This is a genomic window from Falsiroseomonas oleicola (assembly GCF_019029495.1).
GTDB lineage: Bacteria > Pseudomonadota > Alphaproteobacteria > Acetobacterales > Acetobacteraceae > Falsiroseomonas > Falsiroseomonas oleicola.
The window spans coordinates 153,083-174,585 of sequence record NZ_JAERQM010000007.1 but is presented as its reverse complement, the minus strand read 5'-3'; the positions used below and the strand labels follow the sequence as shown (position 1 = coordinate 174,585).

The following is a 21,503-nucleotide window of genomic DNA, read 5'->3' as shown; positions in this document are numbered from 1 at the left end:
AACCTTACGAAATCGTAGACTGGCCGCGAAGCGGCTGTGAGGCTGGCGCCCCAGATACCGCATTGGGCCATCCCGGATGGCATGCCGCTAGACAAGGACGCCAGCAATGAGCAACTCCCCCGAGACCACCACCCCGCGCAAGCCGGTGCGCAAGCTTTTCGCCGCCGGGCTGCTGGCGCTCGCCCTGGGCACCACGGCCCTGACCACCCTGCCCTTCTCCGGCCAGGCGGAGACGGTGCCGGCCCAGCCGGGCGCCGCCATCACCCTGCCGCGCCAGGCCGGCCCCGCGGGCTTCGGCGACCTCGCCGCCCGCGTCGCCCCCGCCGTGGTGCGCGTGACCGTGACCGGGGAGGCGCCGGCCGCCGCCCAGGCCCAGGTGCCGCCGGAGCTGCGCGGCTCGCCGCTGGAGCCCTTCTTCCGCCGTGGCCAGCCCCGCCCGGGCGCCCCCCAGGGCCGCGCCCGGATGGGCCAGGGCAGCGGCTTCGTGATCGATGCGGAGGGCTATATCGTCACCAACAACCATGTGGTGGGCGATGCGGCGCAGGTGCGGGTGGAACTCGCCGATGGCCGCGACCTGCCGGCCCGCGTGGTCGGCCGCGACCAGCAGACCGACCTGGCGCTGCTGAAGGTGGAGGCCGGCGGCCCGCTGGCGACGCTGACATGGGGCGACAGCGACACGCTGCGCGTCGGCGACTGGGTGGTGGCCATGGGCAATCCCTTCGGCCTCGGCGGATCGGTGACCGCCGGCATCGTCTCCGCCCGCGGGCGGCAGATCGGCGCCGGCCCCTATGACGACTTCATCCAGACCGATGCGCCGATCAATCCGGGTAATTCCGGTGGCCCGCTGTTCAACGGCAATGGCGAGGTGGTGGGCATCAACACCGCCATCTACGCCCCTGGCGGCGGCGGCAATGTCGGCATCGGCTTCGCCGTGCCGGCCCGCATGGCGCGGCATGTGATCGAGGATCTGAAGCGCGACGGCACCGTCTCCCGCGGTTGGCTCGGGGTGGCGATGCAGCCGATCAACGAGGAGATGGCCCAGGCCCTGCGCCTGCCCAATCCGCGTGGCGCCCTGGTGGCGAATGTCGAGCCGGACAGCCCCGCCGCCCGCGCCGGCCTGCGCCCCGGCGACGTGGTGATCGGGCTGGAGGGGCGGGAGGTCGCGACCCCGCGCGACCTGGCTTTGGCGGTGGCCGAGATGGCCCCCGACAGCCGCGCCACCCTGGCCGTGCTGCGGGACGGCGCGCGGATGGAACAGGCGGTGACGCTCGGCCAGCGCGAGCCCCCGGCGCAGCAGCAGGCGGAGGCGCGGCCGGATGCGGCGACGCGGCCCGGCACGCTGGGCCTGGAGCTCGCGCCCGCCAATGCCCCGCGCGGCAAGGGCCAGGCGCAGGATGCGGCCCAGGGCGCGCGGGTGGCATCGGTGGTGCCGGGCAGCGTCGCGGCGACGCGCGGCATGCGGCCCGGCGACATCATCCTGCGCGCCGGCGACCGCGAGGTCCGCAGCCCGAATGACGTGGCGGAGGCGGTGGCCGCCGCCCGGCGCGAGGGACGCCCGGCCATCGCGCTCCAGCTCTCGCGGGAAGGTGGCGGCGCCTTCGTCGCCCTGCCGCTGGCCGGCGAGGGATAATAGCAGGGCCGCCCTCAAGCGCCGGGCGCCGCCTCCGGCGGCTTGGCTCGCCGCATAGGCGGCGGCGGCCGTTCGGCCGCTCGGGCCGGCCAAGAGACCGGCCCGCTCGTGTGACCTGCCCGGCCGGCGCGCCCCCCATTGGCGCGGCCGGGTGGAAAGGCGCCGCCGGGTGGGCTGTCAGCCACCCGGCGACGCGCTACCCTTCCCCCGGAAACGACCGGGGGACCCAGGGAATGACGGCGACAGAACGGCGAAAGGCCTTCCGGGCGGTGCTGGAAGGCGCGGCCTGCGTGCATCCGGCCAGCGTCTTCGATGCCATTTCCGGCCGCATCGCCGCCGATCTGGGCTTCGAGACGGCGATCCTCGGCGGCTCCGTCGCCTCGCTCGCCGTGCTCGGCGCGCCGGACCATATCATCCTGACGCTGACCGAATTCGCCGACCTCATCCGCCGCATCACCCGGGCCGGCGCCCCGCCGCTGCTGGTCGATGCCGACCACGGCTATGGCAATGCCCTCTCCGTCATGCGGACGGTGGAGGAGCTGGAGACGGCCGGTGTCGCTGCCCTGACCATCGAGGACACGCTGCTGCCCCGCCCCTATGGGCCGGAGAAGACCGCGCTGCTGTCGCCGGAGGAAGGCCTCGGCAAGATCCGCGCGGCGCTGGCGGCGCGGAGTGATCCGTCGCTCGTCATCATCGCCCGCACCTCCGCCCTCTCGGTCACCAGCACGGAGGATGCGGTGGCCCGGGCCACAGCCTATGCCAAGGCCGGGGCGGACGGCATCTTCGTGACCGGCCTCACTGACCTCGCCCAGCTCGACGCATTGCGGGCGGCGACCGGCCTGCCGATCCTGGTGGGCAGCGCCAAGGCGGGGATTGGCGGTGCCGCGACCCTGGCGCAGCACGGCGCCCGCGTGGCGCTGCAGGGCCATGCCACCTTCCCGGCGGCGATGCAGGCGGTGCATGCCACGCTGAAGGCGCTGCGGGACGGCACCGCGCCGACGGACCTGGCGGGCCTGCCCGATGCCGCCACGACCAAGCGCTGGCAGCGCGATGGCGACTATGATTCGGCGATCCGGGATTTCCTCGGCGGCTGAGCGTGATGACTTGAGGCGGAATCGCCGAAAAGTCTGAATCACGCGAACCAGAATCGAGGGCGCTGGACATCCCAGCGCCGCCGCCGCACATCCTCCGCATGGCCCCCGCGCCCCGGATTCGCCTTCTCTCCGAGACCACCTCCAACCGCATCGCGGCCGGCGAGGTGGTCGAGCGCCCGGCCGCCGCGGTGAAGGAGCTGGTGGAGAACGCGCTGGATGCCGGCGCCCGCCGCATCGCCGTATCCCTGGAGGAAGGCGGCATCGGCCGCATCCTGGTGGAGGATGACGGCCATGGCATGGGCGCCGAGGACCTGTCCCTCGCCCTCGAACGCCACGCCACCTCCAAGCTCGCCGAGGAAGCGATGCTGTTCCGCATCGCGACCCTGGGCTTCCGGGGGGAGGCGCTGCCCTCCATCGGCGCGGTCTCCCGCCTCACCCTCACCTCCCGGCTTGTGGACGGCACCGCGCATGCCATCAGCGTGGAGGGCGGGCGCAAATCCGCCGTGGGGCCGGCGGCCGGCGCGCCGGGCACGCGCGTCGAGGTGCGCGACCTGTTCTTCGCCACCCCGGCCCGCCGCGCCTTCCTCCGCACCCCGCGCCATGAGGCCGAACAGGCGGTGGAGGCGGTGCGGCGCCTCGCCATGGCCTGGCCGGAGGTCGCCTTCCGGGTGGAGGTGGAGGGTCGCAAGGTGCTCGACCTGCCGCCCGCCACACGCGAGGGCCGCATCGCCGCCTTGCTCGGCGCCGATTTCGCCGGGGCGGCGGTGCCGCTGGAGGCGCTGCGCGATGGCGTGGCGCTGACCGGCCTCGCCGGCCTGCCGACGCATCACACGGCCACGGGCGCGGCGCAGCACCTGGTGGTGAACCGCCGCCCGGTGCGGGACCCGCTGCTGCGCACGGCGCTGCGCGTCGCCTACCGCGACATGGTGCCGGCCAAGCGCTTCCCCGTCGCCGCCCTGTTCCTCGACGTGCCGCCGGAGGCGGTGGATGTGAACGTCCACCCGATGAAGACCGAGCTGCGCTTCCGGGATGCGCCGGGGGTGCGCGGGCTGATGATTTCCGCCTTGCACCGCGCCTTGGCCGTGGGCGCGAGCGGCGCGGCGCCCGAAGGCCTCGCCACCACCCCGGCCCTCGCCCCCTGGCCGATGCGCGGCCCCGCCGAGGCGCCGGGCCTGGAGGGTTTCGCCGAGGCCGCCCCCGCCTTCCCCGGCTGGCGCCCGCCGAGCGGGCCGCTGCCGCAGCGGCCGCGCGGCGCTTCCCTGCCGCTCGGCTTCGCCCCGCCGCCGCCGCCGCAACCCCTGCCCGATTTCGCGGAGGAAGGCCCGCTGGGGCGGCCGCTCGGCCAGATCCTCGACACCTATGTGCTGGCGGAGGCGCCGGACGGGTCGCTGGTGCTGGTGGACCAGCATGCGGCCCACGAACGCCTGACGCATGAGGCGCTGCGCGCGCAGCTTGTGGAAGGCGGCGTCCGCGCCCAGCCGCTGCTGCTGCCGGCGGTGGTGGAACTGCCCGCCGGCGACGCGGCGCGGCTGCTGGACCAGGCGCCGGCGCTGGCGCGGCTCGGCCTGGAGATCGAGGGCTTTGGCGGCCCCGGCGCGATCCTCGTGCGCGCCTTGCCCGCCTTGCTCGGCGCCCCCGACCCGGCGCCGCTGCTGCGCGACCTGGCGGCGGAGCTGGCCGAGATGGATGAGGCGCTGGCGCTGGAGGCGCGGCTGGATGCGGCGGTGGCCCGCCTGGCCTGCCATGGTTCGATCCGCGCCGGGCGGCGGCTGGCCGGCGCCGAGATGGCGGCGCTGCTGCGCCAGATGGAGGCGACGCCGCGCGCGGCCACCTGTTCGCATGGGCGGCCGACGGTGCTGCGTTTCGGCAAGGCGGAGCTGGAGAAGCTGTTCGGGCGGCGGTGAAGCTGGGTAAGCTCGGCGCAACGAATCCGGGAGCTTCCGTCCATGTCCGCCCCCCTCTCCGCACCGGTACCCACCGCCGGGCCGCTGACTCAGTTGATCTATGCCTCCCGCCCCTTCGGATTCTCGGGCGACATGCTGGACGACATCCTGATGGCGGCGCGCCGGAACAATAAGCGTGACGGGCTGACCGGCGCCCTGGTCTGCCGCGCCGACCTGTTTCTGCAATGGCTGGAAGGCCCCCGGGAGAAGGTGACCGCGACCTTCGGGCGCATCCTGCGGGATGACCGGCATATGGAGGTGGGGCTGATCTGGGTGGGCGACGCGCCGGCCCGGCTGTTTCCGGACTGGGACATGCTGGACGACCCGGCGCGGAGCTGGATGTGGAGCCGGGAGGCGGTGCGGGACGGGGCGATGGGACGGGCCTCGGCGGCGGAGGCCAGGGCGGTGTTTCAGAGGGTGGCGGGGGAGGTGGCTACTCAGACCCCCATGAATATTGAAATACCTCGACGACATCCGACGGGCACTAAATTCTGACACAATCAAAAAGTCGAATTGTTGTCTTTTCATTCCGACAAGGAGCCAAATTATGACAGAAAATTTCCAAGAATTTAGCCAAAGTCCGCCAATTCGGAGATTTTCTCTCGAACTAGCCAATGGATACAAGGATATAGAACTTCACACCAATCTCCCCATACAAATTCTTGTGGCCGAGAACGGCGCAGGAAAAACAACGCTGCTGAATGCGCTTCATGCAGTTTTAACCGGAAACCATAGCGCTTTAATTTCAATTGAATTCTCTTCATTGCATCTTGAGATTTCTGAGAATACCTGGACAAAGAAGAGGGAAGAATTCGCCGTTCCGCGAAGAGAGTTTGATAAAATATTTAAGGCGCCTCGCTGGTCGAGACTTGATTTGCCAGAACCATCGAGACTGGAGGCCGAAGAACTAATCGCCGCCGTGGCGAGCGGCGAAGAAAGTGATATTCGAAAGACAAAATATTTTTCTAGGGAGACAATTATTTATCACGCTCCTTATCAATATGTGAAAGAGGTTTTGACGGGAATCATTGATAAAGAAATAATAAATAGCTTCAAGAGAAAGCGGGAAAAATTTTTGGCTTTCTCTTCTGAGGTAGCCCGCGCCCTCGCTGGCTACACCGTTCTTTATCTTCCAACATACCGCCGCATCGAAACTTCGCTACCTGAGTATCAGTACCGCCCATCAGCCCAGCGACCGAGACCAAACTATAAAAATGACTGGTCTGGAGATCAGCTCATTCATTTTGGGCTTCAAGATGTTGAGACTAAATTGACTGAAATGGCCGAGGAAATTCGACGCTCCACGGTGAGGGCGTTTTCGTCGATAAATGCTAGAACTCTGGACGATCTAATATTCGGCCACTACAAAACAAACGTTGAGAACACGAGTCCAATAGACCCGAATTCACTTCAGGTTGTTCTTGGTCGACTCGGTCGCGATACCGCTGACATGAAAGACCGAATTGAGCGCCTAATAACCAGCGGAGAAATTAATAATGAAGAAAACATATATCTAAAAAGCTTTCTCAATCAGCTAATGCAAACATATGCATCCACTCAAGGTCGAGAAGCTCGTATTGAAAATTTCATTGAGGTTGTCAACTCTTATTGGGGTGAGGATGATAGCGAAAAGCGGTTTATCTTTGACAAAACCTCAGCTGAAGCGCGAGTCATCAACTCTTACACAGACAAGACGTTACCTTTGGATGCACTATCTTCTGGCGAAAAACAAATTGTCAGCACATTTGCACGCCTATACCTCGAGTCAGACAAAAAGATTATTGTATTGATTGATGAGCCAGAACTATCACTTTCGATGGAATGGCAACAAAAATTCTTACCCGACATAGCCCGCTCGCCAAGTTTTTGCCAGCTTATTGCAATAACCCACTCCCCATTTATTTTCCAGAACGAACTTCGTTTGTATGCAGGGCCAATTACCGTCCGCCGACACAAAATAACTTCCGCGGAGTGATTTCGGAAAATGACCGATCAAAACAGAGTCGACAAATTGGCAGCGGCCGCAAATACTGCCGAGGTGATACTTCTAAGCTACATCAAATTTCGAGGAAAAACAGCAAAGCCTTATATTTTTGTCGTAGAAGGCAACGATGATGTAACTTTTGTGCAAACAGCAACCGCAATAATTAATTCCACCATTTTTAGTCATATTTCCTTTTTTAATTGTCGAGGAAAACAAAACGCCCTCGATTTAATTAGTTTAATCCGAGAAAGCAAGCAATTGTCGATATCGAGTGTTTGGTTTTTTATTGATCGTGATTTTGATGGCTTGCGCGGCCGGCAGGCAGATACGCAACTTTGGGTGACGCCAACTTACGCTTTTGAAAATCTCCTGGTGTCGCGCCAAGTTCTTGAGGCACTACTGGTCGCCGAATATAGGTGCCACGGACCTGAAGGTGATGAGGAGGTCTCAAAAATCTGCGACCTATTCGATGAATTAATTTTATCCTATCGCGAAAAAATGAAAACCCCCAATCTATGCCTTTTTCATTGTGTGCGGAATTCTATCCCAACACACTCGATTGATGATCTTATTGCCTCAAGAATTTCACTCGTTAGCGGCGCACTTAAACTAGACGCAGACGATGTGTTTTTTTACGAAGGCGTACCAAAGCTATCTTCGCTATCTGTTCTGGATCTAGAAAAGACCTATGTTGATTTTCACAAACTTGATCCAGTAAAAGACTGGCGCGGGAAGTTTTTGCTGCGTATTTTTGTGGATTTTCTTGTGCATTTAAAAATGGATCGCGGCTCAAAAAATCCGAAATTATTTATGAGGCGCGCCAAAATGACGTTCAGCCCCCTGAATGATGCAATTCGCGCACTGACGGTGCTCGCGACGCTTCCTGATTGCCTGAAGACCTTTCTCTGTTCGGTCCCTACGCCAAGGAATTGACTCCCCGTCCCCCGCCCTCCACCACTTCCCCCATGCCCAAGCTCCAAGCTGCCCAGATCCCCGTCACCCCCTTCCAGCAGAACTGCGCCCTGATCTGGGATGCGGAGAGTCTGCGCGGCACGGTCATCGACCCGGGCGGCGACGTGCCGCGCATCCTGGCCGCCATCGCCAAGGCGGGGGTAGCGGTGGAGAATATCCTGCTCACCCATGGCCATCTGGACCATGCCGGCGGCGCCGATGCGCTGCGCGCCGCGCTCACCGCGCAGCAGGGCGCGCCGGTGCAGGTGGAGGGGCCGCATGAGGCGGATGCCTTCCTGCTGGCGGGCATCGCCGCCCAGAGCCGGCAATACGGCATCGAGGGGCTGGAGAATGCCACGCCCGACCGCTTCCTGGCGGAGGGTGAAAGCGTCTCCATCGCCGGCCAGCCTTTTGGCGTGCTGCATTGCCCGGGCCATGCGCCGGGGCATGTGGTGTTCGTGAACCAGGCGCTGGGCTTCGCGGTGGTGGGGGATGTGCTGTTCCGCGGCTCCATCGGGCGCACGGATTTTCCCTATGGGGATCATGAGGCGCTGATCCAGGCCATCGTCACCAAGCTGCTGCCGCTGGGGGACGAGATGCGGTTCCTGTGCGGGCATGGGCCGGGGGGGACGTTCGGGGAGGAGCGGCGGGGGAATCCGTTTTTGCCGCGGTAGGGGGGGCGCTTTCGTCAGGGAGCGGTGGTCTGGGCGGCGAAGACCCCCTCACCCAACCGTTGGACGCATGCGTCCAACCCCCCTGTCAGGGGGAGAGGGCTCTTGCGGGCAAAGGGGTACCTTACGGCCGGCGCGCCGCCGCGCGTTCGCTCATGATGCAGGCGAAGACCACCACGGCGGCGCCGGCCAGCATGGCCAGCGGCGGCACGCGGCCCCAGAAGGCGAAATCCCAGGTCAGGCTCCAGACCAGGCCGGAATAGCCGAAGGGCGCCAGGCGGCTGGCGGTGGCGTGGCGAAACGCCTCGGCCAGGCAGACCGTGGCGATGCCGACGATCACGCCATTGCCCGCCATCTGCGCCAGGGTCAGCGCGCTGGGCGGCGACCAGTGGGTCAGCCCCAGCGGCAGCATCACCGCGAAGCCGAGCAGCGACGGCCAGACCAGCACGCGGCCAATCCCGGGCTCGGCGCGCAGTTGCCGGTTCAGGGTGAAGACCGCCGAATAGCAGAAGGTGCCGCCCAGGGCGTAGAGGTAGCCGAGCAGCGGCGCGCCGCCAGCCTCCCCGCCCCCCAGCAGCCCCGGCGCCAGCCCGATCGCCACCCCCGCAAAACCCACCGCGCACCAGGCCCAGGCTACGGGCGGCGGCGCCTCCTTCAACAGCCAGGCGGACAGCGCCAGCACCAGGAAGGGGGAGGTGAAGAACACCAGGTAGCCCTCCGCCAGCGGCAGCAGCCGGAACGCCTGGAAGAAGCAGATGGCGCTGCCCAGCATCACCAGGGACCGCGCGGCGTGCAGCCGCGGGAATCGGGTGGTCAGCGCGCCGCCCCAGCCGGGGACCAAAGCGCGGATGGTGAAGACCACCAGCAGCAGCGTGGCGAAGCGCACCAGCAGCACCTGCCAGACCTCATGCCCCGCGGACAGCAACTTGCTGTTGGCGTCGAGCAGGCCGAACAGGCCGATCCCGGCCAGCATCAGCGCGGGACCGCGCACATCACCCTCCCCCCCGGAACCCGACAACTATGGCGCGCGGGATATGGCCCGCGACACAGGGCGAAGTCCATGCGGGGCGCCGCGCATGGCAGCTTTGCGGCCCCTGCTCCGGCCCCGGATCGCGGGAAAGCTTCCCAGGGACGCCGAGACAGGGCACAAGCCGCGCGCCATGACCCCCCAACTCGCCTCCGTCCTGATGCCGCTGATGCGCGGCATGGACCCCGAACGCGCCCATGACCTCGCGTTGCGCGCCCTCCGATTCGGCCTCGCCGGCGCGGATCGCAGCGCGGACGACCCGATCCTGGCCACGCGCGCCCTGGGCTGCGACTTCCGCAACCCCATCGGCCTCGCCGCCGGCTTCGACAAGTCGGCGATGGCCATCCTGCCGCTGATGCGGCTGGGCTTCGGCTTCGTGGAGGCCGGATCGGTCACCCCGAAGCCGCAATTCGGCAATCCGAAGCCCCGCCTGTTCCGGCTGGCGGAGGACCGGGCGGTGATCAACCGCATGGGCATGAACAATGGCGGCCTGCCGGCCTTCCTGGCGCGGATCGCGCAGTTGCCTGCGGCGCGGCCGGCCGTGCTGGGCGTGAACATCGCCATCAACAAGGATGGCGCGGCGCCGCTGCGGGACTATCCGGCGCTCTATGCCGCGGTGGCGCCGCATGCGGCCTATGTCGCCATCAACATCTCCTCCCCCAACACCCCCGGCCTGCGGGATCTGCAGGGGGAGGCGATGCTGCGGGACATCCTGGCCGCCCTGGCCGAGACCCGCGCCGGCCTCACCGGCCCCCGCCCGCCGGTATTGATAAAAATCGCGCCGGACCTGTCGCCGGCGGCGGTGGAGCCGATTGTCGAGGCCGCGGTGGCGCAGGGGATGCAGGGGCTGATCGTCTCCAACACCACCATCGCCCGCCCGGCGCCGCTGCGCTCCGCGCTGAAGTCCCAGGCCGGCGGCCTCTCCGGCCCGCCCCTGCGGGCGGCGGCGACCGAGATGCTGCGCCGCGTGGCGCGGCTGGCGGCGGGGCGCGACCTGGTGCTGATCGGCTGCGGCGGCGTCTCCAACGGGGCGGAGGCGCTGGAAAAAATTCGCGCCGGGGCCGCGCTGGTGCAGCTCTATGCGGCGTTTGCCTATGACGGGCCGGCGCTGATCCCCCGCATCAAGCGGGAATTGGCGGCGGCGCTGCGGCGGGACGGGTTCAGGAACGTGGCCGAGGCCATCGGGGTAGACGCGCGATGATGATGCTGGACGGGGTTGCGAGCCTGGCGGACCGCTATGACGGCTTCATCCTGGACCTCTGGGGCGTGGTGCATGACGGCCGCAAGCCCTATCCGGGCGTGGCGGACGCGCTGGGCCGGCTGAAGGCCCGCGGCAAGCGCATCGCCTTCCTGTCCAACGCCCCGCGCCGGTCCTTCGTGGTGGATGCGCTGCTGACCGGCATGGGCCTGGACCGCGCGCTGTGGGACGGCACCATGACCTCCGGCGAGCTGGCCTGGCGGCATCTGAAACACCGCGACCGGCCGGACTTTGCCGCACTTGGCACCAGGGCCCTGCATATCGGGCCGGAGCGGGACCTTTCGGTGCCGGCGGAGACCGATGTGGTGCTGGTGGCCACGGCGGCGGAGGCGGATTTCGTGCTGAACACCGGGCCGGAGCCGGCGCGGGGCAATACCGACATCGCCCCCTACCGCGAGGCGCTGGCCGCCTGCGCCGCGCGGCAATTGCCGATGCTCTGCGTCAATCCGGACCGTCATGTGATGGTGGGGGATGAGCGGGTGCTCTGCGCCGGGGCGCTGGCCGATCTCTACCGGGAACTGGGCGGGCCGACGGCGATCGAGATCGGCAAGCCCGACCCGGCCTGCTACCCGCCGGTGCTGGAACTGCTCGGGCTGACCGATCGCAGCCGCGTGGTGGCCATCGGCGACAGCCCGCATACGGACCTCGCCGGCGCGCAATCCGCCGGCATCGACGCGGTCTGGGCGCTGACCGGCCTCGCCGCCCATGCCCATGGGGCGTCGCCGGACCCCGAGGTTCTGGCCCAGGTGGCGGCGACCGAGGGCGTGCGCCCGGTCGCCGCGCTGCTGGGGCTGCGCTGGTAGGACAGCCCCGCGCGGTGGGCGCGGGGGCGGGTTGCGGGCGGCGGGGCTGTCCCGCGCCCGGATGGGGGGCGTAAACTCCCATATCGTGGAACCTCATGCATTGACCGGGGCCGCGCCCGTGCCGCGCGCCGCCCCTCCCCGCCCGCCGATCTGGCTGCTGGTCGCGATCATCGGCATCGGCCCTTTCACCATGCAGGTGCTCGTGCCCTCCCTGCCCGCCATGGGGCGGGACCTCGGCGCCAGCACCTCCACCGTCCAGCTGACCGTCACGCTGTACCTGCTGGGGGTGGGTGCGGGGCAGTTGATCTATGGCCCGCTGTCGGACCGCTTCGGGCGGCGGCCGCTGCTGATGGGGGGCCTCGCGCTCTATGCCGTGGCGAGCCTGGCGGCGGCGCTGGCGCCGGGGATCGGGGAATTGCTGGTGGCGCGGGTGGCGCAGGCGGTCGGCGCCTGTGCCGGGGTGGTGCTGGTGCGGGCGGTGATCCGCGACGTCTGGGCGCGGGACGAGGCGGCGAGCGTGCTCGGCTATGTCACCATGGGCATGACCATCGCGCCCATGGTCGCGCCCATCCTCGGCAGCCTGCTGGAACAGAATTTCGGCTGGCGGGCGAGCATGGTGGCCTGCCTCGGCTTCGGCCTGCCGCTGGCGCTGGTCGCCTGGCTGCGGCTGGAGGAAACCCTGCCCGCGCCGCAGCCGCTGCCCGGGCTCGGCGCCATCCTGCGCGCCTATCGCAGCCTGTGGGCGATCCCGTCCTTCCGGGCCTATGCCGCGCTGACGGCCTGCGCCACCGGCATCTTCTTCGCCTTCCTGGGTGGCGCGCCCTATGTGGTGGTGCAGGGCATGGGCTATTCGCCGGTGCAGTTCGCCCTGGCCTTCGCCGCCATCTCGGTCTTCTTCGCCGCCGGCAACTGGCTGGCGGGGCGGCTTTCGCGCCGGCTCGGCATCCTGCGGATGCTGGGCGTGGGCACCATGATCGCCACGCTGGGCGCGGTCGGCGCGGCGGTCGCCATGGTGGTGTTCCCGCCGCATATCCTGGTGTTCTTCGTGCCGATGGCGGCGGTGGCGGTGGGCAACGGGATGACCCAGCCCAATGCCATCGCCGGCGCACTCAGCGCCCGTCCGCAACTGGCCGGCACCGCCTCCGCCCTGGTCGGCGCCTTGCAGATGGGCTTCGGTGCGCTGATGACCTTCATCGTGGGCCTGGTGGAATTCGGCAGCGGCATCGGCACCTCCCTCACCATGGCGGCAACCGGCGTGGCGTGCCTGATGGCGTTGCGCGGGGCGCGGCGTGCGGGTGGCTGAGGCAAAGGGAAGGGGCGGCGATGAGCGACAGCTACATGCAGGAACAGGCCGAGGCGCTGGCGCAGCATCTTCGGCTGACGGATGGCAAATCCGGCTATGTGGAGGCGACCGCGGACGGCTTCCGGGTGTTCGTGCGGAAGAAGTGGCCGGGCAAGCCGCCGACGAGTTGGGACGGGCTGCCGGTGGAATGGAACGAGAATGTGGGGACGAACAAGGCGCGGGGCCGGTAGCGCCTCTGCCTCGTCCCATGCCCGCACAGCCCAAGGCTATATCGCCCCTCGTCCGCGGATTATAGGAAGCTGGCACAGCCAGATGAGGAACGCCCCGCCATGACCCAGACCTACGACCTGATCCTGCGCGGCGGCACCGTGGTCCTGCCCTGGGGGATGGAGGCGACGGAGGTGGGCGTGCGCGCCGGCCGCATCGCCGCCATCGGCGACCTGCGCCTGGCAACGGCGGCCGAGGTGATCGACTGCACCGGCCTGCATGTGCTGCCCGGGCTGATCGACAGCCATGTGCATCTGCGCGAGCCCGGCGACCCGGCCGTGGAAACGATCGAGACCGGCACCAGGGCCGCCGTGCTGGGCGGCATCACCACCGTCTTCGACATGCCGAACACCAACCCCTCCATCACCAACCGCGAAAAGCTGGACTGGAAGCGGGACTTCGTCGCCGGCCGCGCCTGGACCGATATCGGCTTCTATGTCGGCGCCGCGAAGTCCAACATCGCCGAATTGGCCGCGCTGGAGGCCGAGCCCAATGTCTGCGGCGTGAAGGTTTTTGCGGGTAGCTCCACCGGCGACCTGCTGGTGGAGGATGATGCCAGCCTGGAGGCGGTGATGCGCAGCGGCCGGCGGCGCATCAGCTACCATTCCGAGGATGAGTACCGGTTGCAGGCGCGTAAGGGCGCCTACACCACGGGCATGCCGCACCGGATGCATGCCGAATGGCGCGACGTGGAATGCGCCTTCCTCGGCACCCGCCGGCTGATGGCGATCGCCCGCAAGACCGGCCGCCCGGCGCATATCCTGCACGTCTCCACGGCGGAGGAACTCGCCTACCTCAAGGATTACCGGGATGTCTGCACGGTGGAGGTGCTGCTGAACCACCTGACCCAGACGGACGAGGCCTATGACCGCCTCGGCGGCTATGCGGTGATGAATCCGCCGATCCGCGACGCCCGCCACATGGCAGCGGCGTGGGAGGCGGTGGCCAATGGCACGGTGGATTCCATCGGCTCCGACCACGCGCCGCACAGCCGCGCCTCGAAGGAGAAGCCCTGGCCGGAATGCGGCGCCGGGCTGACGGGCGTGCAGACCCTCGTGCCGGTGATGCTGGACCATGTCAGCGCCGGGCGGCTTTCCCTGCCCCGGCTGGTGGACCTGCTGAATGCCGGCCCGGCGCGGGTCTTCGGTCTGGTCGGCAAGGGGCGGCTCGCGGCCGGATACGACGCCGACTTCACCCTGGTGGACATGAAGAAGACCCGCAGCATCGAGGAAAGCTGGATCGCCTCCCCCTGCGGCTGGACCCCCTTCGCCGGGCATCGCTGCACCGGCTGGCCGGTGATGACCATCATCCGTGGCCAGGCGGTGATGCGGGAGGATGCGGTGCTGGGCGCCCCCATCGGCACCCCGGCGCGTTTCGCCCCCTGAAGCCCGCCGGCCGCATCGGCGGTTGAGACGTCCCGGCGCGGCTGGTAGAGCCGGGACAGGGATGCGGAGGCTCAGGATGGCGAAGCAGGACAAGGCGGGGGATTGGGGGGCCCGGCTGCGCGCGGCCCTGGTACCGGCGGCAGTGCCAATGGCTGCCCCATCGGCCGAGGCGCCGCCGCCCGCCGAACCAGACGCTGCCGCGGCGAGTCCCGCCGAGGAGGGTCCCGGCACGACCTTGTCGAGCGAGGCACCCGCCGGCACGCCGCCCGAGGATGCCTCCCTCGATGCGACGGCCGCCGCGCAGGCAGCACCGGCTTCCGATCATTTCAGCCTGCTCGCCACCATCATCCCCGGGCCATTGCAGCCCGCCCCGGCACCGGACAGCCCCTTGCTGGCCATGCTGGGCGCCCGCGGCCCGTCCCTGGCCGTGATGCCCCCCACCCCCATGCCCGCTGCCGCCGAGGCGGTGCCGGAGGCCCCGGTGGAGGCCCTCGAAGCGCAGTTCCCCATGCTCGTGCCGGCCCCGCTGGCGCCGGAGGCGGAACCGCCGGCCAGGCCGGAGGCCGAGACCCTCGAAGACCGCTTCCCGATGCTGGCGGCGGCCGGCCCCGGCGCGGCGACGCAGGCGCGGCACACCCCCGAAAGCGCGCCCTTCCCGCCCGTGACGCCGCCCGCCACGACAACCACGGTGGATATCCTGGCCGCGCCAGCGCATCTGGCCGAGGCGCCGGCCGGACCGACCGTCGCGCCGGAGGCCGCGCCTGTCGCCGAGCCGGAGACCGCGCCTGTCGCCGAGCCGGAGGCCGCGCCCGACGCCGAGCCTGAGGCCGCGCCTGTCGCGGAGCCGAAGGCCGCACCTGCCGTCGCGGCAGGGTCCGAGGGCGAAGCCGTGGCGCCGCAGGTCGCGGCCGATCCCTCCGCGGCCGCCGCCGATCGGCTCGCGGATCCGCTGGGCCAGGCGAGCATCGCCGCCGCCTATCTCGCGGTGCGCGGCCTGCCCATGCCAATGGCCGAGGCCCAGGCGGCGATGGGGGCGGCCATGGGGGCGGACTGGCTGGCCGTGGCGCTGAGCCTGGAGCAGGCGCGCGGCCATTGGCGGGCGCTGTTCATCGGTGCCGGCCCCGCCGATCTGGCCACCGCCGGCGCAGGCGCGGCCCGGCGCGCCGGCCTGACGCCTGTGCTGCATGTGGCGGAGGCGCATCCCGGCCTGTTCGGCCAGCTTCAGGCCGCCGTGGAGGCCGAGGGGCTGGCGGATGAGGACACCATGCTGCTCCAGGCCGTGATCGGCGCCGATGAGGCGCGCCTGCCGCCCCGCGGCGCCCTGGCTCAGGGCCTGATCGAAGCGCAGGAGAGCTGGGACCTTCTGCGCATCGGCACCGCCAAGGTCGTCGGCCAATTGCTGACCCATGCCGTGCCGCTGCTGACGGAAAGGGTGCGCTGGCTGGCCGTGGCCCCCATCAATCGCGGGGAGGAGGCCGCCGCCGTCCGCGTGCTGGGACGGAACGGGTGGACCCTTCGGGCGGAGCGCCCGGCGGCGATACGCCTCACCCGCCCAGACACCTCGAACAAGGCCGGCGTGCAGATCTGGCGCGGACCCCTGGCCTGATCCGACGTCCGGGGTCCTGGCGGAACCCCGCCAGGGCTTTCAGTGCAGTGGCGGATCCGCGACCGGGCGGGCGGCGCCGGAGGGCGGCGCGGTCCAGCAATCCACCGCGCCGAGGGAGCGGGTGCAGAAGGCTTGCGGGGCTGGCGGCGTGGCCAGCGGCGCGCACCACGGCTCCCGCCGCTCCACATGCACCAGGGAACAGTCCCGCCCCGTCACCAGGCTGGCCACATGGTCGATCGGCGTTCGCCCGGTCAGCACCAGCGACGCACCGCTGGCCACCAGGATGGGGCCGGAGGTGGCGGCCACGGTGGGCCCTATCTGACAGCCCGCCAGCGCCGGCAGGGTCAGGACCAGGCCAAGCACGGCCATCGGAGAGCGGACGAAGATCGCGGTTTTGCGGGGATCGGGCCGGGGCATGGCGGTAAGCTAACCGCTCGGGCTTAACGCGGCCTCACCGCGCGGCTATGGTCCGGCTCCCTGACGGTTCTGAAGGACAGACCTTGCCCGATATCTTCGACGAGATCGAAGAGGACCTCCGCGCCGACCGCGCCCGCCGCATGGCGAAGCGCTGGGGCGGGCTGGCCCTTGGCGTGGTCCTGCTGGCCCTGGCCGGGGCCGGCGGCGTGCAGGCCTGGCGTTGGCAGCAGGCGCGGGATGCCGCGACGGTCGCCAATACCTTCCTCACCCTGCACCGCAATGCCGAAGCCCAGGGCGCCGACCTGCCGGCCGTGGCCAATGGCTTCGCCGCGCTGTCCCGCGAATCGCCCGCCGGCTACCGCACCCTGGCCCGGCTGCGCGCCGCGGCGCTGAAGGCGGAAACCGGGGACCGCGACGCCGCGCTGGCGCTGTGGGACCAGGTGGCCCAGGACAATGAGGCCGACCGGCTGTATCGCGACCTCGCCAGCCTTCTGTATGTCGGCCATGCGCTGGACAGCGGCGATCCCGCCCAGCTCGCCAGCCGCATCGCGCCGCTGACCGAATCCGGCAATGCCTGGCAGGCCCCGGCGCGGGAATTGTCCGCCCTGGTCGCCATCCGCCGTGGCGACAATGCCGCGGCGCGGCAGCAATTGCAGGCCCTGGCCGCCGATACGGCCGCCACACCCGGGCTGCGCGAACGCGCGCAGCGCCTCGCCGCGGGGCTCGGCTCATGATGCACAAGAACCTCTCCCGCCGTGCCGGCCTGCTCGGCGCCGCCGCCCTGCTCTCCGGCTGTTCCAGCCTCGACAACCTGTTCGGCAGCAGCAAGACGCCGCTGCCGGGCGAGCGCCGCAGCGTGCTGCGCGCCGACCCGCCCCTGGCTGCCGATACCGGGGCCTCCGGCACCGTCGCGCTGCCGCCGCCAGAGACCATCTCCGAATGGCCGCAGGCCGGCGGCCCGCCGAGCCATGCGCCCGGCCATGCCGCCTTCACCACGGAGCCGCGCCAGGCCTGGCGCGCCTCGATCGGCGGCGGCTCCGGCTACCGCCAGCAGCTCACCGCCGGGCCGGTGATCGCCGGCGACACGGTCTATGCCGTCGATGCCTCCGGCCAGGTTTCCGCCTTCGCACTGGCCGATGGCGCCCGCCGCTGGCGGGTGGAGACGACGCCGGAGGATGAGAGTGCCGGCACGGTGGGCGGCGGCGCCGCCTTCGCCGATGGCGTGCTCTATGTCGCGACCGGCATGGCGGAGGTTCTGGCCCTGTCGCCGGAGGATGGCGCGGTGCGCTGGCGCGTCCGCACCCCCTCCCCCACCCGTGGCGCCCCGACGGTGGCGGGCGGACGGATTTTCGTCACCACGCTGGAAAACCATCTGCTCGCCCTGTCCGTCGAGGATGGCCGCCGGCTGTGGACGCATCGCGGCGGGGCACAGAACACCCTGCCGCTTGGCCTGCCCGCCCCGGCGGTGGAGGGGGAGGCCGTGGTGGCCGGCTTCGGCACCGGGGAGATGGTGGCCGCCCGCGTCACCGATGGCCGCGTGCTGTGGTCCGAGGGCCTGGGCACCACCGGCGCCACCAGCCTGGCCGATATCGTCGGCATCACCGGCCTGCCGGTGATCGACCGTGGCCGGGTGCTGGCCACCGGCCTCGGCAATACCACCATCGCCGTCGATCTGCGCAGCGGCCGGCGGCTGTGGGAACGCACCTTCGGCGGCGGCACCGGCGTGGCCTCGGCCGGCGACTATGTTTTCTCCGTCACCCGCGCCGGCGATGCGGTGGCGGTGGGGCGGGAGGATGGGCGCATCCGCTGGGTCGCCGAGCTGGACCCCACCCCGGAAGGCGGCCGCCGCCGCGACGCGGCGCGCTTCGGCCCGCCGATCCTGGCCGGTGGCTTCGTGATGATCCCCTCCAGCCGGTCGGAACTGATCCTGCTGGCCCCTGCCGATGGCACCATCGCCGGGCGCATCCCGCTGTCGTCCGGCGTGACCCTGCCGGTGGCGCTGGCGCAGGGCACGCTGGTGCTGCTGGGCGATGACGGGACGCTGATGGCGCTGCGGTAGCGCCAGCGGGCCGGGACCCGGCTATTCGCGGCAAGCGCGCGCCATCCGGCGCGCGTGGTGCTAAGAGGGGCACGGCCGCGCGCACCGCGGGGCCGGGACCTTTGGAATACCATGCAGACCGTTGCCATTCTCGGCCGGCCCAATGTGGGCAAATCCTCGCTGTTCAACCGCCTGGCCGGGCGGAAGATCGCGCTCGTGGACGACACCCCTGGCGTCACCCGCGACCGCAAGCAGGTGGAAGCCGAGATCGGCGGCGTGCCTGTCATGCTGATCGACACGGCGGGGCTGGAGGAAGCGGCGCCGGACACGCTGGCCGGGCGGATGACCGCGAGCAGCGAGGGCGCGCTGCGCCAGGCCGACCTGGTGCTGTTCGTGGTCGATGTCCGCACCGGGCTCACCGCCGCCGACCGCGCCTTTGCCGACTGGCTGCGCAAGGCGCCCTGCCCGGTGCTGCTGGTGGCCAACAAGGCCGAGGGCCGGCTGGGCATGCAATCCGCCATGGAGGCCTATGAACTCGGCCTCGGCGACCCCATCGCCGTCTCCGCCGAGCATGGCGACGGTTTCGGGAATTTGCATGACGAGGTGCGGGATCGCCTGCACGCCGATCCGCGGCGGGGCAAGGAAGACCGGGAGAGGCCGCTGCGGCTGGCCATCCTCGGGCGCCCCAATGCCGGGAAATCCACCCTGCTGAACGCCCTGGTGGGCGAGGAACGCATGATCACCGGGCCGGAGCCGGGCCTGACGCGCGATTCCATCGCCGTCGATTTCCGCGACGCCGAGGGCCCGATCCGGCTGGTGGACACCGCTGGCCTGCGCAAGAAGGCGCGGATCGAGAAGCTGCTCGAAAAGATGTCCACCGAGGCCAGCATCGCCGCGCTGAAGGAGGCGGAGGTGGTGATCCTGGTGGTCGACGCCCTTCAGGGCATGGATGAGCAGGACCTGCGCATCGGCCGCCTGGCGGAGCGCGAGGGCCGCGCCTTGGTGATCGCCTTCAACAAATGGGACGCGGTGGAAGACCGCACGGCGACCCGGCGAAAGCTGGAAGACACGCTGCTGAGCAGCTTTGCCCAGATGAAGGGCATTTCGGTGGTGCCAATTTCCGCCGCCAATGGGCGCGGCCTGGAAAAGCTGATGCCGACGGTGCGCACCGTCTATGATCTTTGGAACCGCCGCGTGCCGACGGGCGAGCTGAACCGCTGGTTCGAGACGATGAAGGAACGCCACCAGCCGCCGCTGGTGGAGGGCAAGCGCATCAAGCTGCGCTACGCCACCATGCCGAAGGCGCGCCCGCCCACCATCACCGTCTTCGGCACCCGCGCCGAGCAGCTGCCCGAGGACTATCGCCGCTACCTGGTGAACAGCTTCCGGGAGAAGTTCGACATGCCGGGCGTGCCGATCCGGCTGCATCTGCGGGGGACGGAGAACCCCTACGGCGAGGAAGAGTAGCCACTGGCACGGGGCATGCTTGCCTTTCGGCGGACCCCGCCGGAGAGGCCAGCATGCTCGCCACGCAGCACCCCGTCTTCCGCCGCTTCTGGTACCCCATCTTCCAACTGACCGAGCTCGCGGAGGGGCCGCGCGGCTTCCGGCTGCTGGGGGAGGATATCGTGCTCTGGCTGGATGCGGAGGGTGCGCCAGCCTGTCTCCAGGACCGCTGCCCGCACCGCTCCGCCAAGCTCTCCGTCGACAGCCAGGTGGTGAACGGCGCCCTGGCCTGCGGCTATCACGGCTGGCAGTTCGGCAGCAGCGGCACCTGCCTGTTCGTGCCGCAGATGCCGGAATTGCGGGCGGGGGCGCGCAGCGCCGCCAAGGCCTATGCCTGCGTCGCCCGCTACGGCTTCGCCTGGGTCTGCCTGGATGAGGACCCCTTGCTGCCGATCCCGGACCTGCCGCACGCGGAGGATCCCGGCTTCCGCCAGATCTTCGAATATGCCGAAGACTGGGACGCCAACTTCCTGCGCGTCGCGGAGAATGCGCTGGATGTCGGCCATGTCGCCTTCGTCCACCGCGCCACCATCGGCGACGACAGCAAGCCCACCATGCCGCGGCTGACCCTTGTGCCGATGGCCAATGGTGTGAACTTTCGGTGCCACCTGCCCGTTGCCAACCGCAGCGACCAGCAGCGCAACCTCCGCATCGCGGAGGAGGAGACGGTGCGGACCGTCGATATCAAATGGCTGATGCCGGGCGCCTTCACCCTGCACTTCACCTATCCGAACGGCCTGATCCACGCGATCTGCGGCTTCGCCACGCCGATTGATGACCACACCTGCCGCCGCATCCAGTTCGTCTATCGCAGCGATACGGAGGCGGATGCGCCGGGCGCGGATATCGCCGCCTTCGACCGCCGGGTCGGCAGCGAGGACCGGCGGCTGCTGGAATCCTGCCCCGCCGACTTCCCGCTGGACCCGAAGGCGGAGGCCCATATGATCCTGGACCGCCCCAGCCTGGTCATGCGCCAGACGCTCCGCCGCCTGCTGCGGGAGCATGACCCCAACGCCCATCTGGCGGCGGCGGAGCTGGCCGCGCCGGATACGCTGGCGGTCGAGGCGGCCTGACCCTTCTTCAGGCCGCGGTGATCGCGGCCTCGATGTCCTTCAGGGGATGGCCTGTCAGGTCCTTCGGGATCTCGCCCAGCAGCTTGGCCGACAGCGTCTTGTGGTAGTGCTTGCGCAGCTCCCCCAGGGTGCGCGGTGCGGCGATGATGACCAGGCCCCCCACATGGCCGGCCATGACCTGCTTGTTCAGCATGTCGGCAACCCCGGCCGCGAAGCCGTCCTCATCCTGCTGGCTGTCGGAGGGGTTGGCAGAGCTGCTGGCATGGCGGCCGCCCGAGCCCTTGTGGTCGCTGTCCACCTCTGGCGGCTGCATCTCGGTCAGTTCCAGCGCACCGGCATCGCCGGTGTTCATGAACAGGTTCAGCTTTTCACCGTCGACGACGGCGACATAGGCGTTGTTCGGAAGCTGCATGACATCTCCTGGGCCGCAAGGGCCGCATCGCGCCGGGTGACGGGCGCCGCCAGGGGCTGTTGCCCGCTGGCTCACAGCCTCAACGCGGCAGCGGGCGGTTGGCTCCATGCCCGTCGGTTCGGCGGCCCGGCCGCA

Annotated in this window: 20 protein-coding genes; 17 read left to right on the top strand and 3 right to left on the bottom strand. The window is 69.2% G+C overall.

Annotated features, from left to right (window positions below):
- Window positions 1-106 precede the first annotated feature (106 nt).
- The 7 genes from JJQ90_RS21530 (at window position 107) to JJQ90_RS21500 (ending at window position 8,276) form a co-directional block, all read left to right on the top strand.
- A complete protein-coding gene (locus JJQ90_RS21530) occupies window positions 107-1,630 on the top strand; it encodes a Do family serine endopeptidase (protein WP_216878330.1) in 1,524 nt (507 codons plus the stop codon).
- 233 nt (window positions 1,631-1,863) lie between these two features.
- The gene (locus JJQ90_RS21525) at window positions 1,864-2,724 is read left to right on the top strand and encodes an isocitrate lyase/PEP mutase family protein (RefSeq protein ID WP_216878329.1); all 861 of its coding nucleotides are present in this window, start codon (window positions 1,864-1,866) and stop codon (window positions 2,722-2,724) included.
- Window positions 2,725-2,822: 98 nt separating this feature from the next.
- Entirely contained in the window at window positions 2,823-4,628 is a 1,806-nt protein-coding gene (gene mutL / locus JJQ90_RS21520; protein WP_216878328.1) for a DNA mismatch repair endonuclease MutL, read from the top strand.
- Between the two features lie 42 nt (window positions 4,629-4,670).
- Entirely contained in the window at window positions 4,671-5,162 is a 492-nt protein-coding gene (locus tag JJQ90_RS27360) for a BLUF domain-containing protein (protein WP_216878327.1), read from the top strand.
- A 52-nt stretch (window positions 5,163-5,214) separates the two neighbouring features.
- Complete coding sequence (locus JJQ90_RS21510; RefSeq protein WP_216878326.1) at window positions 5,215-6,642, top strand: ATP-binding protein; 1,428 nt, start codon at window positions 5,215-5,217, stop codon at window positions 6,640-6,642.
- Window positions 6,643-6,651: 9 nt separating this feature from the next.
- Window positions 6,652-7,584, top strand: coding sequence for a DUF4435 domain-containing protein (locus JJQ90_RS21505; RefSeq protein ID WP_216878325.1), 933 nt, complete (start codon window positions 6,652-6,654; stop codon window positions 7,582-7,584).
- A gap of 32 nt (window positions 7,585-7,616) precedes the next feature.
- Window positions 7,617-8,276, top strand: coding sequence for an MBL fold metallo-hydrolase (locus JJQ90_RS21500; protein WP_216878324.1), 660 nt, complete (start codon window positions 7,617-7,619; stop codon window positions 8,274-8,276).
- 121 nt (window positions 8,277-8,397) lie between these two features.
- Here JJQ90_RS21500 and JJQ90_RS21495 read toward each other — a convergent pair whose 3' ends face one another.
- On the bottom strand, window positions 8,398-9,264 hold the full coding sequence (locus JJQ90_RS21495) for a DMT family transporter (RefSeq protein WP_329959494.1): 867 nt from the start codon (window positions 9,262-9,264) through the stop codon (window positions 8,398-8,400).
- Window positions 9,265-9,433: 169 nt separating this feature from the next.
- Here JJQ90_RS21495 and JJQ90_RS21490 point away from each other — a divergent pair, with 169 nt between their 5' ends.
- The 6 genes from JJQ90_RS21490 (at window position 9,434) to JJQ90_RS21465 (ending at window position 15,922) form a co-directional block, all read left to right on the top strand.
- Window positions 9,434-10,501, top strand: a complete 1,068-nt coding sequence (locus JJQ90_RS21490) for a quinone-dependent dihydroorotate dehydrogenase (protein WP_216878323.1) — start codon at window positions 9,434-9,436, stop codon at window positions 10,499-10,501.
- Entirely contained in the window at window positions 10,498-11,361 is an 864-nt protein-coding gene (locus JJQ90_RS21485; protein WP_216878322.1) for a TIGR01459 family HAD-type hydrolase, read from the top strand. Before JJQ90_RS21490 ends, JJQ90_RS21485 begins: the two co-directional genes overlap by 4 nt.
- Window positions 11,362-11,461: 100 nt before the next feature.
- The gene (locus JJQ90_RS21480; protein ID WP_230410877.1) at window positions 11,462-12,664 is read left to right on the top strand and encodes a multidrug effflux MFS transporter; all 1,203 of its coding nucleotides are present in this window, start codon (window positions 11,462-11,464) and stop codon (window positions 12,662-12,664) included.
- 20 nt (window positions 12,665-12,684) lie between these two features.
- Entirely contained in the window at window positions 12,685-12,894 is a 210-nt protein-coding gene (locus JJQ90_RS21475; protein WP_216878320.1) for a hypothetical protein, read from the top strand.
- A gap of 99 nt (window positions 12,895-12,993) precedes the next feature.
- Window positions 12,994-14,316: a dihydroorotase gene (locus JJQ90_RS21470; RefSeq protein WP_216878319.1), complete on the top strand. Its 1,323-nt coding sequence runs from the start codon at window positions 12,994-12,996 to the stop codon at window positions 14,314-14,316.
- Window positions 14,317-14,392: 76 nt separating this feature from the next.
- Window positions 14,393-15,922, top strand: a complete 1,530-nt coding sequence (locus JJQ90_RS21465; protein WP_216878318.1) for a hypothetical protein — start codon at window positions 14,393-14,395, stop codon at window positions 15,920-15,922.
- A 39-nt stretch (window positions 15,923-15,961) separates the two neighbouring features.
- Here JJQ90_RS21465 and JJQ90_RS21460 read toward each other — a convergent pair whose 3' ends face one another.
- On the bottom strand, window positions 15,962-16,339 hold the full coding sequence (locus JJQ90_RS21460; protein WP_216878317.1) for a hypothetical protein: 378 nt from the start codon (window positions 16,337-16,339) through the stop codon (window positions 15,962-15,964).
- Window positions 16,340-16,422: 83 nt separating this feature from the next.
- On the opposite strand from JJQ90_RS21460, the gene JJQ90_RS21455 reads away from it, so the two are divergent.
- The 4 genes from JJQ90_RS21455 (at window position 16,423) to JJQ90_RS21440 (ending at window position 20,956) form a co-directional block, all read left to right on the top strand.
- Entirely contained in the window at window positions 16,423-17,073 is a 651-nt protein-coding gene (locus tag JJQ90_RS21455; RefSeq protein ID WP_216878316.1) for a tetratricopeptide repeat protein, read from the top strand.
- On the top strand, window positions 17,070-18,398 hold the full coding sequence (locus JJQ90_RS21450; protein WP_216878315.1) for an outer membrane protein assembly factor BamB family protein: 1,329 nt from the start codon (window positions 17,070-17,072) through the stop codon (window positions 18,396-18,398). Before JJQ90_RS21455 ends, JJQ90_RS21450 begins: the two co-directional genes overlap by 4 nt.
- A gap of 111 nt (window positions 18,399-18,509) precedes the next feature.
- Window positions 18,510-19,844 carry a ribosome biogenesis GTPase Der gene (der, locus tag JJQ90_RS21445; RefSeq protein ID WP_216878314.1) on the top strand — a complete coding sequence of 445 codons (1,335 nt, stop codon included), beginning with the start codon at window positions 18,510-18,512 and terminating at the stop codon, window positions 19,842-19,844.
- Between the two features lie 53 nt (window positions 19,845-19,897).
- The gene (locus JJQ90_RS21440; protein WP_216878313.1) at window positions 19,898-20,956 is read left to right on the top strand and encodes an aromatic ring-hydroxylating oxygenase subunit alpha; all 1,059 of its coding nucleotides are present in this window, start codon (window positions 19,898-19,900) and stop codon (window positions 20,954-20,956) included.
- A 7-nt stretch (window positions 20,957-20,963) separates the two neighbouring features.
- Here JJQ90_RS21440 and JJQ90_RS21435 read toward each other — a convergent pair whose 3' ends face one another.
- Window positions 20,964-21,368, bottom strand: coding sequence for a host attachment family protein (locus tag JJQ90_RS21435; RefSeq protein WP_216878312.1), 405 nt, complete (start codon window positions 21,366-21,368; stop codon window positions 20,964-20,966).
- Window positions 21,369-21,503 lie beyond the last annotated feature (135 nt).

Coding starts and splice junctions, on each gene's coding strand:
- JJQ90_RS21450 (WP_216878315.1), top strand. CDS start 17,070: ATGATGCACAAGAACCTCTCCCGCCGTGCCGGCCTGCTCGGCGCCGCC.
- JJQ90_RS21460 (WP_216878317.1), bottom strand. CDS start 16,339: ATGCCCCGGCCCGATCCCCGCAAAACCGCGATCTTCGTCCGCTCTCCG.
- JJQ90_RS21485 (WP_216878322.1), top strand. CDS start 10,498: ATGATGATGCTGGACGGGGTTGCGAGCCTGGCGGACCGCTATGACGGC.
- JJQ90_RS21525 (WP_216878329.1), top strand. CDS start 1,864: ATGACGGCGACAGAACGGCGAAAGGCCTTCCGGGCGGTGCTGGAAGGC.
- JJQ90_RS21490 (WP_216878323.1), top strand. CDS start 9,434: ATGACCCCCCAACTCGCCTCCGTCCTGATGCCGCTGATGCGCGGCATG.
- JJQ90_RS21475 (WP_216878320.1), top strand. CDS start 12,685: ATGAGCGACAGCTACATGCAGGAACAGGCCGAGGCGCTGGCGCAGCAT.
- mutL (WP_216878328.1), top strand. CDS start 2,823: ATGGCCCCCGCGCCCCGGATTCGCCTTCTCTCCGAGACCACCTCCAAC.
- JJQ90_RS21500 (WP_216878324.1), top strand. CDS start 7,617: ATGCCCAAGCTCCAAGCTGCCCAGATCCCCGTCACCCCCTTCCAGCAG.
- JJQ90_RS21435 (WP_216878312.1), bottom strand. CDS start 21,368: ATGCAGCTTCCGAACAACGCCTATGTCGCCGTCGTCGACGGTGAAAAG.
- der (WP_216878314.1), top strand. CDS start 18,510: ATGCAGACCGTTGCCATTCTCGGCCGGCCCAATGTGGGCAAATCCTCG.
- JJQ90_RS21465 (WP_216878318.1), top strand. CDS start 14,393: ATGGCGAAGCAGGACAAGGCGGGGGATTGGGGGGCCCGGCTGCGCGCG.
- JJQ90_RS21440 (WP_216878313.1), top strand. CDS start 19,898: ATGCTCGCCACGCAGCACCCCGTCTTCCGCCGCTTCTGGTACCCCATC.
- JJQ90_RS21530 (WP_216878330.1), top strand. CDS start 107: ATGAGCAACTCCCCCGAGACCACCACCCCGCGCAAGCCGGTGCGCAAG.
- JJQ90_RS27360 (WP_216878327.1), top strand. CDS start 4,671: ATGTCCGCCCCCCTCTCCGCACCGGTACCCACCGCCGGGCCGCTGACT.
- JJQ90_RS21510 (WP_216878326.1), top strand. CDS start 5,215: ATGACAGAAAATTTCCAAGAATTTAGCCAAAGTCCGCCAATTCGGAGA.
- JJQ90_RS21505 (WP_216878325.1), top strand. CDS start 6,652: ATGACCGATCAAAACAGAGTCGACAAATTGGCAGCGGCCGCAAATACT.
- JJQ90_RS21470 (WP_216878319.1), top strand. CDS start 12,994: ATGACCCAGACCTACGACCTGATCCTGCGCGGCGGCACCGTGGTCCTG.